Genomic DNA, 14,675 nt, shown 5'->3' on the forward strand with positions numbered 1-14,675 from the left:
TTATTTATCACGCTGGATTATGTAGTCCGCTAGCGCTTCCAGTGCCGAGGTATCGAGTGACTGTGCGGCCAGCAGACTTAGCGACTGGCGGGCATCCTCGATTAAATCCCGGGCTTTATTCTGGGCTTGCTCAAGACCCAGAAGTGCAGGATAGGTACTTTTGCCAAGCTGCTGGTCAGCACCCTGACGTTTACCCAATGTTGCAGTATCGCCTACCACATCCAGGATGTCATCCTGAACCTGGAAAGCCAGACCGATGCTTTCTGCGTATTTGTCGAGTATTGGCAGGCATTCTCGCCCTTTATCGCCAGCACTTAACGCCCCCAAACGCACGGCGGCGCGAATCAATGCTCCGGTTTTATGGCGGTGAATCCGCTCCAGTGCATCCAGCTCAACCTGATGACCTTCAGCTTCCAGATCCAGCGCCTGACCGCCGCACATACCGGCGATGCCGCTGGCCTGAGCCAGTTCAGAGATCATCGCGATGCGGTCACGGTCAGTGACTTCCGGCATTGGGGCGTCGCTGATAATGGAGAATGCCAGCGTTTGTAGCGCATCTCCGGCCAGGATCGCATTTGCCTCGCCAAATTTTACGTGGCAAGTCGGCAGACCGCGTCGCAGGTCATCGTCATCCATCGCGGGCAAATCATCGTGCATCAGCGAATAGGCATGAATGCATTCGACGGCGGCAGCGGGAGCATCAAGCGTACTCAGGCTGACACCAAACATCTGACCGGTCGCATACACCAGGAACGGGCGCAGGCGTTTACCGCCTAATAATGCGCCATATTGCATGGTTTCTACCACGGGAGTGTTCTGAAAGGGCAGTGGCGCGATAAAACGGCTCAGTGCCTGGTTGGCCTGCTCAACGCAAGCCTGTAGCTGCTGCGTAAAATCCATTTACTCATTATCCGGTGTAAAAGGCGTAAGGGCGGCGTCTTCAGTATCTGACAGCAGGATTTGTACGCGCTGTTCAGCCTGTTGCAATTTGACCTGTCCCTGACGCGCCAACTGTACGCCACGTTCGAATTCGTTCAACGCTTCTTCTAACGGCAGGTCGCCGCCTTCCAGACGGGTAACAATTTGTTCCAGCTCGCTCAGCGCGGTTTCAAAACTGGCGGGCGCTTCATTTTTCTTCGGCATAATGAATGTCTGACTCTCTGTATTGGCAGCACAAGACTATGGTAACGGACTCGCACTGATAAGCAAATAACGCGCAATGTGCACAGTAGCCGCGTGATGGTGATATACTTGCGCGCCTGGATGCAGTCGCGGGTATGGGCTGCTGTATTTTTTTCCATTACAAGTCATTCAGACTTGCCTAAGAACCATTGCCGCCATGAAGTTTATCATTAAATTGTTCCCAGAAATCACCATCAAAAGCCAATCTGTGCGTTTGCGCTTTATAAAAATTCTGACAGGGAACATTCGTAACGTTTTAAAGCACTATGATGAAGACCTTGCCGTTGTCCGTCACTGGGATCACGTTGAGGTTCGCGCTAAAGATGAAAGCCAGCGCCTGGATATTCGCGACGCGCTGACCCGTATTCCGGGTATCCACCACATTCTCGAAGTAGAAGACGTGCCGTTTACCGATATGCACGATATTTTCGAGAAGGCACTGGTGCAGTATCGCGATCAACTGGAAGGTAAAACCTTCTGTGTACGCGTTAAGCGTCGCGGGAAGCATGAGTTTAGCTCCATTGAGGTGGAACGTTATGTTGGCGGTGGACTGAACCAACATATTGAATCTGCACGCGTGAAGCTGACGAAGCCGGATGTGACCGTTAATCTTGAAATCGAAAACGACCGTCTGCTGCTGGTTAAAGGCCGCTATGAAGGTATTGGTGGTTTCCCGATTGGGACGCAGGAAGACGTACTGTCGCTGATTTCCGGCGGTTTCGACTCTGGTGTATCCAGCTACATGCTGATGCGTCGCGGCTGCCGTGTACACTATTGCTTCTTTAACCTTGGCGGCGCAGCGCATGAAATCGGCGTTCGCCAGGTGGCGCATTACCTGTGGAACCGCTTCGGTAGTTCGCATCGCGTGCGTTTTGTTGCTATCAACTTTGAACCGGTGGTCGGTGAGATCCTGGAGAAAGTTGATGACGGCCAGATGGGCGTGGTTCTCAAACGTATGATGGTTCGCGCGGCGTCGAAAGTCGCTGAGCGCTACGGCGTACAGGCGCTGGTAACCGGTGAAGCACTGGGCCAGGTGTCCAGCCAGACGCTGACCAACCTGCGTCTGATCGATAACGTTTCTGACACCCTGATCCTGCGCCCGCTTATCTCCCATGATAAAGAGCACATCATCAATCTGGCGCGTGAAATTGGCACCGAAGACTTTGCCCGTACCATGCCGGAATACTGCGGTGTAATTTCAAAAAGCCCGACGGTGAAAGCGATCAAAGCGAAGATTGAGGCCGAAGAAGAAAACTTCGATTTCTCTATCCTCGATAAAGTGGTTGAAGAAGCGAACAATATCGATATTCGCGATATCGCCCAGCAGACGCAGCAGACCGTGGTAGAAGTGGAAACCGTGAGCGGTTTCGGCCCGAATGACGTAATCCTTGATATCCGTTCTGTGGATGAACAGGATGATAAACCGCTGAAGGTTGAAGGTGTGGACGTCGTTTCTCTGCCATTCTACAAGCTGAGCACTAAATTCGGCGATCTGGACCAGAGTAAAACCTGGCTGCTGTGGTGTGAACGCGGGGTGATGAGCCGTCTGCAGGCGCTTTATCTGCGCGAGCAGGGCTTTGAGAACGTGAAGGTGTATCGCCCGTAATTGAGTAAACACCGTGTTGTAGGCCGGATAAGGCGGTTACGCCTCCATCCGGCAATATAACGATATTATTCAAAACGAACGGGAAGCGTCTTCCCGTTCGACTCCCAGACCCCCTGATAGACACCGTCTTTTAATTCCAGCGTTATCTTCTCTTGCGTTTTTTCAGCCGCAGATGTCTTCAGTTCATAATGTTGATTGTCGGCTGTGTCGCATTTGCCGGTCAATTCAATCGGTGCGCCAAATTTTTGGTAAAAGTAAGCTCCTTCAAAAAAATCACCGTATTTGCAGTCCACCTTCAACACAATACGCATGCTTTTTCCCAGCGTGCCGTACATGACTTTGCCGTCAATGCCGGGCGCTGGCGAAACTGGTGTTGTACTCTTTGCGGTAGTCAGATATTGGCCGTACGGTGTGAGCTGATTTTGCAGTTCCGCGGTTGGGATTTTCGTTGTGAAATCACCCAACTCGTCGAGCGCACGGCTGGCGTGGTTGCTACAGCGTCCGTTCAGGAAAGACAGATGGTCTTTTTGCAGGGAGAATTTGTCGATGTAGTACAAACCGTCGGTGTAGGTTGCGCACGATGCGTAGAATTCGGCATAGTTAAAATCTTCACCTTTCTCTTCTTTTATTTGTTCTGGTGTTTGCGAATTATGCGCCGTAACAAAGGTATCGATTTGGCCGCGGATATCTTTTCTGGTGCGGGTGTTTAATTCGGCGATTGTAGCCCGGGAAAAGAGATCGTTAAGGGTAATTGCCGCACCGCTGGCTAAATCGAAGCTGATCGGCACATTGTACGACTCGCAATACGCCCCGCAACCTTCGATAAACATATTCATGGTCAGGATTTTTGCGTCGCGATACTCAACCGTGTAGTCAAGGTTTGCGGTGGGATTCATGGCTGATTTCGCAAACTGATTTACTGTGGCCTGTGGAGTATTGCCCGGTAGCTGATTGATAAAGCTTGCGAAAATATAATCGTTAATGCGTTTTGCAACTTTGGGGTTATCCGTCGAGGAAAACCATGGCAAGCGATACTGCATTTCAGTGCTTTCGGGATAGCGATATTCAATACTCTTTATTTCGAGTTGTGTCGCTGTGGCATAACCGGAAAGGAGCAGTAAAGCCACTCCACTCAGATATCCTTTCATTATGATTCCTTATAAGGGAGTGGCTCGAAGATTTACTCGTAATAGTTATAGATTCCCGCGGCCATCACCAGTTGTGACGCCACCTCGTGAGCTTTTTCGCGACTCACCAGAAGATCAATGATTTTCAAACCGAAATCAATGGAAGTCCCCGGTCCCTGGCTGGTTAACAGGTTGACGCGAGGATCCCATACGACGCGCTTGTCCTGCCACTGGTCAGCGGGAATTTGGTCTTTCAGCGCCGGAAAACCGGTCATGTTACCGATGGGGAAAATATCGTGTGGGACGAGTACGGTGGCGGCCGCGGCGCAAATTGCCGCGACAATGCGCCCGGAACGATGAAACTGTTTCACGGTTTCGATAAGCAGCGGGCTGTCGCGAAAACACTCGGCGCCTTTAATCCCGCCCGGTAGCACGATAATGTCGAAATCGCCGTCAGCAACTTCGACTAATGGCGCATCCGCCAGCAGCTTCACTCCGCGTGAGCACACGATCGTCAGGTCGCCATCGCTGGCGACGCTAGCGGTCGTGACCTTAATTCCGCCGCGCACCAGCAGATCGATAGTGGTGACCGCTTCGGTCTCTTCACTACCAGGGGCGAGACATACCAGTGCTTGAGCGCTCATACTCACTTTCCTTTCTCTTTACCATTTCAAACAGTTGGGCGTTTTCCGGGACGGCGATGCCGTGCGCGCGGGCGCGTTTTAACAAATATCCGGTAATGTAGTCGATCTCTGTATGACGCAGGGCACGAATGTCTTGCAGCATTGATGAGATATTTTCCGCCGTACTGTCAATCACTTGCTCGACATAATAGCGTAAATCATCCACAGATGTGTGGTGGCCTTCGCGTTCAATGACCGCGGCCACTTCCTCGCAGATGAGTGCTATTTTTTCAGGATGATGGCGTAACTCGCCGTTTGGGCAATTCCATAATGCGGTCAGCGGGTTAATGACGCAGTTGACGGCCAGCTTTCGCCACAGCTCGGCGCGAATAGTGTCGTGCCAGGCGACGTCCGGTAGCACCTCTTGCAGGACTTCAGCCAGATAACTGAAATCACCGTCTTGTTCACGTGCCGGACCAATGCGTGTTGTTCCCTGAGCGACATGAATGATGACGTTGCCGTCACGGCGTGCCGCGTGGGTGGTGGTGCCTATCAGCAGAGGTTGCTTAATGTTATGCAGCTCTTCAATTGTCCCCATGCCGTTGTGAATCAGCAGAATGGGAGTAGTTTCAGGCAGAATTGCGGCCAGGCTTTTTACCGCATCAGAAACCTGCCAGGCTTTCAGGGTGACCAATAGCAGGTCGCTTTTTGCCAAAAAGTCGGGGTCGTTTGCCGTCAGGGATTCATTAAAAACTGACCCATCCGTGTCGATCAGGTTTACGCTGCAATAGGGTTGCGGTACGCGTAGCCACCCTTGCACCTCATGTCCATGTTTGCATAGCGCGGTAAGCCAAAGCTGTCCTAGCGCTCCACATCCCAGTACGGTAATTTTCATTCTTCCTCCTCACCTGCAACAGCACCAGGTGTTAATCCATATCGGCCGTACCCCATTATTGTTCGCAGGTATCAGTACCACGTACAATTAAAGGATACAGCCTAGTATAGCGCTGTCTGTTGGGTAACTTTGCAGGTATTATGCTTCGCATCAAAAATGAAGGGAGAGGAAAAGATGCCATCTTTCGATATTGTCTCTGAAGTTGATCTTCAGGAAGCCCGTAACGCGGTAGATAACGCCAGCCGCGAAGTGGAGTCACGCTTTGATTTTCGTGGCGTTGAAGCGACTTTTGAGCTGAATGAGTCAAATAAGACGATTAAGGTGCTGAGCGAATCTGATTTTCAGGTCAATCAGTTGCTGGATATTCTGCGTGCCAAGCTGCTCAAACGCGGTATTGAAGGCACGTCGCTGGACGTACCAGAAACCTTCGTGCACAGCGGTAAAACCTGGTTTGTTGAAGCTAAGCTGAAACAAGGCATTGAAAGTGCAGTGCAAAAGAAGATCGTTAAGCTGATCAAAGACAGCAAACTGAAGGTGCAGGCGCAGATTCAGGGCGAAGAAATCCGTGTAACCGGCAAGGCGCGTGACGACCTGCAATCCGTTATGGCGCTGGTTCGCGGCGGCGACCTCGGTCAACCGTTCCAGTTCAAGAACTTCCGCGATTAAGTCGTTATGTCAGATGGCGTAAGCCGCCATCTGACAAATCTCATCTTTACGCCTGGCTGATGGCCTGCTCAACCTCAAATCGATTGGTGACTTTGCTGTCGATTTTCACGTAGGCCGAATGTTCTTTCGCGACAATTAACACTTCGCTTATCCCTTCTTTAGCCAGCAGACGCTGCTTCAGGGTGTCATCCGCAGCAATTTCAGGTGGGATTTCCACCCGCAGGCTGCTGACATACGGCGGCTCTTTCATTGTACTCGCCACCAATAACCACACTGCCGCCAGAAGCGCACCGGCCAGGAATACGGCCTGACCATCAAACATTTCAACCACCCAACCGCCGAGCGAACCGCCAATCGCCACGCCAAGAAACTGGCTGGTGGAGTAAACGCCCATTGCCGTGCCTTTATAGCCAGCCGGAGACTCTTTACTGATAAGCGAGGGGAGGAGGGCTTCCATCAGGTTGAACGCGAGGAAGAATATCTGCACGCCCGCAATCAACCCCCAGAAACGCACGTTAGCGCTCCACAATACAATCTCTGCAATAAGAATCAGTAACACGCAGGCGAGGAACACGCGTTTCATGCGGCGCTTCACTTCGGCGTAAATGATGAACGGCACCACGGAAACGAAGGACAGCAGCATCGTCACCAGATAAATTTTCCAGTGCTCTGCGGCGGGGAAGCCTGCTTTCGCCAGTTGGCCCGGTAAGGCGACGAAGGTGGACATCAGCAATATGTGCAAACACATGATGCCAAAGTTGAGCTTCAGCAGTTTGGGCTCTGCCAGCACTTTACTGAAGCTGCCTTTTACCATGCCCGACTCGCGGTTCAGCACGTGGGTTGTGCTATTGGGAACGACCCAAATGGTCAGCACGATACCCGTGGTAGCAAGGGCTGCAATCATCCAGAACAGCGCGTGTAGCCCCAGCGCATGGGTAACGATTGGTCCCAGCACCATCGCAATGGCGAAGGTGATACCAAAGCTGACGCCGATAAACGCCATCGCTTTGGTACGGTTTTGCTCACGGGTTAAGTCGGAAAGCAGCGCCATTACGGCAGCAGCAATCGCGCCAGAGCCTTGTAAAGCCCGACCAAGAATAATGCCCCAGATTGAATCGGAGAGAGCAGCAATTATGCTGCCGAGAACGAATACCGCCAGCCCGCCGACGATAAGTGGCTTACGACCAATGCGGTCAGAGAGCAGGCCAAAGGGGATTTGGAAAACGGCTTGCGCCAGACCATATATGCCGATGGCAAGGCCTATCAGCGCTTCGCTGGCACCCTGTAGCGCCATACCGTACGTGGTCAGAACCGGCAGGACCATAAACATGCCAAGCATGCGCAACGAAAATACGGTCCCTAAACCCCAGGTGGCGCGCAACTCACCGGGCGTCATTTTGTAATCGTTCATTCCCACCTCTGTATTAATTTCGCGCCTAGTGTAAAGCGCTAAGCAGGCTGGGTAAATATGCGCTTTATTAACAAATGTTGGGGTTGTGAGGGGCGTCGGCTGGAGACGAAAATGCCGGATAGCGATCTGAACGTAACTTATCCGGCCTACAAGCTATGTGCTTTTTTGTAGGCCGGATAAGGCGTCAGCCGCCATCCGGCATAGAAGGTGTGACGATTAACTTACCAGACGTAAGTCAGCAGGTTCTGCGAGTTTGGCACCATAAAGTCGACCGACATCATCACGCTGAGCGCGGTAATGGCGATGATGGAGAAACCGAACAGCTTGCGCGCCCAGACTCTGTCATCTTCCACTTTATAACCGCGCAGCGCCATGCCCAACCACCAGACGCTCACCGCCGCTGCAACAATCAGGTATTTATAACCTGCATAGCCGCCCAGGGTTAGCATCAGCGTGGCGATAGCAAACGCCACGATGTACAGCGTGATATGGTTCTTCGCGACCGAAATACCTTTCACCACCGGCAGCACCGGGATGTTGGCAGCCTGATAATCCTTGAAGCGGAAAATCGCAATCGCATAAGAGTGCGGCATCTGCCACAGGCTGAAAATAGCCAGCAGAATCAGCGCACCGCTATCGAACTCACCGGTTACGGCACAGTAGCCAATCACCGGCGGCGCAGCGCCGGAGAGTGAGCCAATCAGAGTGCCATAAACGGAATGGCGCTTCATGTACAGGCTATAAACGCCCACATAGACCACGAAGCCCATTACCCCCAGCCAGCAGGCCAGAGGGTTCGCGCCAAACCACAGCAGCATAAAGCCAGCAATACCCAGCAGGGTGGCGTATACCAGCGAGACCGCAGGGGAAATCAGACCTTTAACCAGCACGCGGTTTTTGGTCCTCTCCATCTTCCTGTCGATATCCCTGTCGATGTAGTTGTTAAATACACAACCCGACGCCACAACCAGTGACACCCCAACCAGCGTGTAGATAAACAGGGGATAATCAATGCTGCCTTTCGAGGCCAGCAGGAATCCCCCAATCACCGAGATCAGGTTGCCAAAGATGATGCCTGGTTTCGTTACTTGCAGGTATTGCTTAAACATCATAATCGCCGCTCTTAGTGCATCATCATGTTGTAGTTAAGGTTCCACATAATCCAGATGGAGCCCACAACCAGGATGGCGATGATTAGCACAGTAAAGACAAAGGCCGTCATGTTCCAACCTTCATCAGATTTGCTATTCATGTGCAGGAAGCACACCAGGTGCACCAGAATCTGTACCACTGCCATTGCCAGAATAGTTCCCAGAATGACGGCCGGTGAGGCAGAACCTGTCATCACCATCCAAAACGGAATGACCGTCAGGATGATCGACAGGATAAAACCTGTCATGTAGGTTTTTACGCTGCCATGGGATGCGCCGCCGCTCTCGTTAGAATGACTCATTACATCGCCCCCATCAGATAAACAACAGTGAACACACAGATCCACACCACATCCAGGAAGTGCCAGAACAGGCTCAGGCACATGATGCGGGTACGGTTAGTACTGGTCAGGCCGCGACGAGCAACTTGCACCATCAGCACCGCCATCCAGATAAGACCGGAGGTGACGTGCAGACCGTGCGTACCGACCAGCGCGAAGAACGCAGACAGGAAGCCGCTGCGATCCGGGCCCATACCGTTAACAATCAGGTGATGGAATTCATAGAGTTCCATCCCGATGAATCCGGCACCGAACAAGAAGGTCAACGCCAGCCAGGAGATAACCTGGCTCTTGTTGTTCTTGTACATGGCAATCGCTGCCATGCCGTAAGTAATGGAGCTGAATAACAGCAGGAATGTTTCAACCAGAACGAACGGCAGTTCAAAAATGTCCTTACCTGTCGGGCCACCTGCGGTGCCGTTCACCAGAACGGCATAGGTTGCAAACAGAATAGAGAACAGAATGCAGTCGCTCATCAGGTAGACCCAGAATCCGAAGATCTTGGTCTGGCCTGCATCGTGGTGCCCGTGTTCGTGCGCGTGGGCAGTCGCATGCGTTAAAGTATCAGTTGCCATTTTTCAGCCCTGCCTTAGTAATCTCATCGAAATGCTGGTTTTCCAGTTTTTCGACTTCCGGGACCGGCACGTAGTAATCCACGTCTTCATCAAAGCTTTTCACAATCCAGCTGATGATCATGCCTGCGAAGCTTGCAATCGCCAGCCACCAGATATGCCAGATCATGGCGAAACCAAACAGTGTTGCGAAGGCGGTAATGACGATACCGGCACCGCTGTTCTTCGGCATATGAATTTCTTCATAGTGCGCAGGCTGCTTGTACGCTTCACCTTTTTCTTTCATTTCCCAGAAGGCATCACGCTCGTGAACGTGCGGCACAACGGCAAAGTTATAGAACGGAGGCGGGGAAGAGGTTGCCCACTCCAGCGTACGACCACCCCATGGGTCACCGGTCAGGTCACGGTTCTGCTCGCGGTCGCGAATAGAAACGAAGATCTGAATCAGCTGGCACAGGATACCCAGTGCAATCAGCGCGGCACCGCAGGCGGCAACGACCAGCATCGGATGGAACTGTGGATCAATCTGCTGGCTGAGGCGACGGGTCATACCCATGAAGCCCAGCACGTACAGTGGCATAAATGCTACGAAGAAGCCGATGATCCAGAACCAGAATGCGCGTTTACCCCAGGTTTCGTTCAGCGTGAAGCCAAACGCTTTTGGCCACCAGTAGGTCATACCAGCGAAGCATCCAAATACGACGCCGCCGATGATAACGTTATGGAAGTGCGCAATCAGGAACAGACTGTTGTGCAGAACGAAGTCCGCACCCGGCACCGCCAGCAGTACACCGGTCATGCCGCCGACTGAGAAGGTGACGATAAAGCCAATCGTCCACAGCATTGCTGAGTGGAATACGATACGGCCCTGATACATGGTGAACAGCCAGTTGAAGATCTTCACCCCGGTCGGGATGGCGATAATCATGGTGGTGATACCGAAGAAGGCGTTTACGTTAGCGCCTGCACCCATGGTGAAGAAGTGGTGCAGCCAAACAACGAACGACAGAACGGTGATACACACGGTTGCCCACACCAGCGAGGTGTAACCAAACAGACGTTTACGTGAGAAGGTTGCCGCGATTTCGGAGAACACACCGAAGACTGGCAGAACCAGAATGTACACTTCCGGATGGCCCCAGGCCCAAATCAGGTTGATGTACATCATCATGTTGCCGCCCATATCGTTGGTAAAGAAATGGGTGCCCAGATAGCGATCCAGGGTCAGCAACGCGACGGTAACCGTCAGGATTGGGAAAGAAGCGATGATCAGGATGTTCGCGCACAGAGATGCCCAGCTAAACACCGGCATCTTGAACATGGTCATTCCTGGCGCACGCATCTTAATGATGGTCACAAAGAAGTTGATACCGGTCAGGGTTGTACCAATACCGGACAACTGGACTGCCCATATCCAATAGTCGACCCCGACGCTTGGACTGTACTCTATTCCCGAAAGTGGCGGATACGCCAGCCAACCGGTCTGCGCGAATTCACCCACGCCCAGAGAAAGGTTAACCAGGATTACGCCGACAACGGTGAACCAGAAGCTCAGGTTGTTCAGGAACGGGAATGCAACGTCACGTGCGCCGATCTGCAGCGGAACCACCAGGTTCATCAGACCGATAACAAATGGCATTGCCACGAAGAAGATCATAATCACGCCGTGAGCCGTGAAGATCTGGTCGTAGTGGTGAGGAGGCAGGAAGCCTGCTTCACCTGCAGAAGCCAGCGCTTGCTGACTACGCATCATGATGGCGTCGGCAAAGCCACGAATCAACATGACGATTGCGACGATGACATACATGATGCCAAGGCGTTTGTGGTCAACCGAGGTTAGCCACTCTTTCCACAGGTAGGTCCACTTACCGAAGTAAGTGATAAGGCCCAGTAAGGCCGCACCACCGATGATAATGGCAGCAATCGTAACCATGACAATAGGTTCATGGAACGGAACTGCATCCAGCGTCAATTTTCCGAACATCGTATTCTTCCTCGGCCCCTTAGTGAGCGGATTCCGCGTGGCTCATGTCCATGCCTTCCATGCCTTCGTGTGCGCTGTGCTCACCTTCGGGTTGGGTCATGTCCATGCTCTTACCGTGAGCCATAAATTTGTTAATAACGTCTTTAAACAAATCCGGTTTCACGTTGGAGAAGTATTCCACCTGGTTGTATTCGCTTGGCGCAGCCACTTTCTCGAACGCTGCCATGTCGCTCATGGTGTTCGTGGACTGTTTAGCTTTAGCAACCCATTGGTCGAATTCGGCGCGGTCCTTTGTTGCGATAGCCTTGAACTTCATACCGGAGAAGCCTGGTCCGCTATAACTTGCGGAGATACCATCATAAGTACCGACTTCGTTGGCGATCAGATGCAGTCGAGTCTGCATACCGGCCATGGCATAAATCTGGCTACCCAGACGCGGGATAAAGAAGGAGTTCATCACGGAGTTGGAAGTCACTTTGAATTCAACCGGAGTATTCGCCGGGAAGGCGATTTCATTCACGGTAGCGATACCCTGTTCCGGATAGATGAAGAACCATTTCCAGTCCATGGAAACCACTTCGATGGTAATGGGCTTCTCGTCATGCGCCAGCGGTTTGCTTGGCTCAAGAGCGTGAGTGGTTTTCCAGGTCAGAACGGCAAGGAAAATGATGATTAAGATCGGCACCGTCCAGACCACAGCTTCCACTTTATTGGAGTGTGACCAGTTCGGGCTGTACTTCGCATCTTTATTGCTTGCACGATACTTCCAGGCAAAACCAACAGCCATCAAGATGGCGGGAATAACGACAATCAACATCAGGCCAAATGCCGTCAGTATCAATGACCGTTGTTCCAGTCCAATCTGTCCTTTAGGGTCAAGCAGCGCAGAATTACAGCCACTGAGTAATGCAGTGCCTGCAATTAATGACAACCATCCCAAACTTTTATTGTATTTCCTGAGTCTCATTTAACGACCTCAATTCCACGGGACCGGGTGGCGTTTAAAGTGTGAGGGCATTTTACGGGAAGGTTACATTACTGTAAACATCTCTAGATCTGTGTTACTGGGTTCTGCCGTGCATGTCACATATGTTGCAATATATGTCGCTTTGGCTTTAAGAACCTGTTGCAACATCACGTTATAACGAAAGCGGGCAGGTGGGGGGCGTACTGAGGGCAATTGGTATAACCAATACGAAAATAAAACAATTGCTTAACAATTGATTATCAATAAACGGACAATTGAGGAACAAAAAATAAATCTTTCTTGGCTGAATCGAGTAAGGAAAATAGTATATATAAAAGGCGTCAATAATTTCCAAATTCTTTGGCGCACAAAATAACAAATATTATTTTTAGCAGTTGTTGCTTATTTCGCCGTTATAATTACGTAGGGTGATTACAACGACCAAATATGCTCGTCATACTTCAAGCTACGGGTGTGTTGGCTTTCCTCGCTCACCCCAGTCACTTACTTATGTAAGCTCCTGGGGATTTGCTGCGTCGCCGCGTGATTCGGCCTCTCGGCCTCTCCCCTACGGGGCCAGCGCAAGCGCTGTTCAAAACGCTCACGCCTTTTGTCCCGTAACTCGAATTATTTAGAGCATAAATATGCAACATCATGCCAGACGGGTTTTGCGCAATGCCAGATAATCAAGCAATCCACCAAAAACGACCCCGCAGACAGCGACCACCACTGAGACTTCAAGCAGTTCCGGCAGGAAGGAGAAGTTGGTGTAATCCAGCGCGTTCATGGTTAACAGCAGCAGCCAAACCAGCAGCAGGCAGCAGCCCGCAACTAGCGTCATTAATGCCAGACTGTATGCTCCACGAAATTCCGTGCGCGGAATGAAGCTTTCATTTTGCCAGCTATGTTCCAGGGTCTGGCGACATACCAGCAGCAGTATCAGGCCGGGGATCGCGGCAAATACGGAGAACAGATAAAACGTCGGCCAGCCGTGTGCTTCGACAAACCAACCCGCTACCGGGCCAACGTAAACGCGACCAACGGCTGAAAGCGCGGAGAGCAGGGCGAACTGGGTCGCTGAGAAGGACTTATTGCACAGCGTCATTAATAAAGCGACAAATGCCGCCGTGCCCATTCCGCCGCACAGGTTTTCAAAGAAGACGGCCGCCGCCATGCTGAACATGTGTTTGTCAGTGATGGACAGTAGCCAGTAGCCCGCATTCGACGCCCCTTGCAAGATGCCGAAAATAAGCAATGCGCGGAACAGAGAGAGGCGCTGCATCAGGATCCCACCGTACAGCGCGCCAACAATGGTCGCCAGTAGCCCCAGCGTCTTATTCACCACGCCAACTTCACCCGCATCAAACCCAACGCCGCGGATTAAAAAGGTGGTGGTCAGGCTCATGGCGAAAGCATCCCCGAGCTTATACAGCACAATAAGCAGCAGGATCAGCCATGCGTTGTTACGACCAAAGAAGTCTCGCAGCGGAGCCGCAACTGCCTGTTCCAGCGTTTTAGGCACCGGAATGGTGTCAGTTGGTTCAGGTGCTAACAGAGTGGCGATGATACAGGGAATCAACAGTGCAGCCATCAGCCAGTACATCCCTTGCCAGCCCAGCCAGCGATCGGCCATCCACAAGGCCAATCCGCCTGAAACCAGCATCCCTAATCGATAGCCCAGCACGCTGATAGCCGCGCCGGTACCGCGGTCTTCTGCGGGCAATACGTCGGTTTTCCAGGCATCAAAGACGATATCCTGCGATGCCGAGCAAAAAGCGATCACTACTGCGAGTGCGGCCATCCAGCGTAACTGTGTGCCAGGCTCCAGAAAGCCCATCGCAGCGATAGAAATTAACAACAGCACCTGGGTCGCCAGCAGCCAGCCGCGACGTCGACCTAAAAACGGTGGCGTGTAACGGTCCATCAACGGGGACCAGAGAAATTTAAATACGTAGGCCTGACCGACCAGGGAAAAGAAACCGATGGTTTTAAGATCGATATTCTCGACTGTCATCCACGCCTGAAGCGTACCGGAGGTGAGTGCGAGCGGTAAACCGGAGGCGAACCCCAGAATGAGCAGGATAGCTGAACGTGGTTGCTGAAAAATACGTAAGTATTGACTGGACATGGGCTTCTATAGGCCCGACGAA

Annotated in this window: 14 protein-coding genes; 2 read left to right on the top strand and 12 right to left on the bottom strand. The window is 52.0% G+C overall.

The features are described from left to right. Together ispA and xseB are read right to left on the bottom strand one after the other, a co-directional pair. On the bottom strand, positions 1-900 hold the full coding sequence (gene ispA / locus OGY13_RS03890) for a (2E,6E)-farnesyl diphosphate synthase (protein ID WP_008783932.1): 900 nt from the start codon (positions 898-900) through the stop codon (positions 1-3). Continuing rightward, positions 901-1,143, bottom strand: a complete 243-nt coding sequence (gene xseB, locus OGY13_RS03895) for an exodeoxyribonuclease VII small subunit (protein WP_003021586.1) — start codon at positions 1,141-1,143, stop codon at positions 901-903. Between the two features lie 196 nt (positions 1,144-1,339). On the opposite strand from xseB, the gene thiI reads away from it, so the two are divergent. Next, positions 1,340-2,788: a tRNA uracil 4-sulfurtransferase ThiI gene (gene thiI / locus OGY13_RS03900; RefSeq protein ID WP_008783933.1), complete on the top strand. Its 1,449-nt coding sequence runs from the start codon at positions 1,340-1,342 to the stop codon at positions 2,786-2,788. Positions 2,789-2,853: 65 nt separating this feature from the next. On the opposite strand, the gene OGY13_RS03905 is transcribed toward thiI, so the two are convergent. Genes OGY13_RS03905 through panE form a run of 3 tightly spaced genes read right to left on the bottom strand, consistent with a single transcriptional unit; the run spans position 2,854 to position 5,433 of the window. Further along, positions 2,854-3,936, bottom strand: coding sequence for a hypothetical protein (locus OGY13_RS03905; RefSeq protein WP_213752453.1), 1,083 nt, complete (start codon positions 3,934-3,936; stop codon positions 2,854-2,856). Between the two features lie 32 nt (positions 3,937-3,968). Then, entirely contained in the window at positions 3,969-4,559 is a 591-nt protein-coding gene (gene yajL, locus OGY13_RS03910; protein WP_008783935.1) for a protein deglycase YajL, read from the bottom strand. After that, a complete protein-coding gene (gene panE / locus OGY13_RS03915; protein WP_060682658.1) occupies positions 4,522-5,433 on the bottom strand; it encodes a 2-dehydropantoate 2-reductase in 912 nt (303 codons plus the stop codon). Before panE ends, yajL begins: the two co-directional genes overlap by 38 nt. A 174-nt stretch (positions 5,434-5,607) precedes the next feature. Here panE and OGY13_RS03920 point away from each other — a divergent pair, with 174 nt between their 5' ends. After that, complete coding sequence (locus tag OGY13_RS03920; protein WP_003831002.1) at positions 5,608-6,099, top strand: YajQ family cyclic di-GMP-binding protein; 492 nt, start codon at positions 5,608-5,610, stop codon at positions 6,097-6,099. 46 nt (positions 6,100-6,145) lie between these two features. Here OGY13_RS03920 and OGY13_RS03925 read toward each other — a convergent pair whose 3' ends face one another. The 7 genes from OGY13_RS03925 to ampG all read right to left on the bottom strand — a co-directional run bounded on the left by OGY13_RS03925 (position 6,146) and on the right by ampG (position 14,653). Continuing rightward, complete coding sequence (locus tag OGY13_RS03925; protein ID WP_071445875.1) at positions 6,146-7,510, bottom strand: MFS transporter; 1,365 nt, start codon at positions 7,508-7,510, stop codon at positions 6,146-6,148. Positions 7,511-7,731: 221 nt separating this feature from the next. Continuing rightward, positions 7,732-8,622: a heme o synthase gene (gene cyoE / locus OGY13_RS03930; RefSeq protein ID WP_003831005.1), complete on the bottom strand. Its 891-nt coding sequence runs from the start codon at positions 8,620-8,622 to the stop codon at positions 7,732-7,734. Between the two features lie 11 nt (positions 8,623-8,633). Then, positions 8,634-8,963, bottom strand: coding sequence for a cytochrome o ubiquinol oxidase subunit IV (locus tag OGY13_RS03935; RefSeq protein WP_003831006.1), 330 nt, complete (start codon positions 8,961-8,963; stop codon positions 8,634-8,636). Next, positions 8,963-9,577 (bottom strand): cytochrome o ubiquinol oxidase subunit III, encoded by a 615-nt coding sequence (locus tag OGY13_RS03940; protein WP_003831007.1) that lies wholly within the window; start codon positions 9,575-9,577, stop codon positions 8,963-8,965. The genes OGY13_RS03935 and OGY13_RS03940 overlap by 1 nt, the downstream gene beginning before the upstream one ends. Next, positions 9,567-11,558 carry a cytochrome o ubiquinol oxidase subunit I gene (cyoB, locus tag OGY13_RS03945; protein ID WP_003831008.1) on the bottom strand — a complete coding sequence of 664 codons (1,992 nt, stop codon included), beginning with the start codon at positions 11,556-11,558 and terminating at the stop codon, positions 9,567-9,569. The genes OGY13_RS03940 and cyoB overlap by 11 nt, the downstream gene beginning before the upstream one ends. Positions 11,559-11,577: 19 nt before the next feature. Continuing rightward, entirely contained in the window at positions 11,578-12,525 is a 948-nt protein-coding gene (gene cyoA, locus OGY13_RS03950) for a cytochrome o ubiquinol oxidase subunit II (RefSeq protein ID WP_032942534.1), read from the bottom strand. Positions 12,526-13,177: 652 nt separating this feature from the next. Further along, positions 13,178-14,653 (bottom strand): muropeptide MFS transporter AmpG, encoded by a 1,476-nt coding sequence (gene ampG / locus OGY13_RS03955; RefSeq protein WP_048214791.1) that lies wholly within the window; start codon positions 14,651-14,653, stop codon positions 13,178-13,180. Positions 14,654-14,675 lie beyond the last annotated feature (22 nt).

This window comes from Citrobacter sp. Cpo045, from assembly GCF_030332875.1.
GTDB lineage: Bacteria > Pseudomonadota > Gammaproteobacteria > Enterobacterales > Enterobacteriaceae > Citrobacter > Citrobacter portucalensis.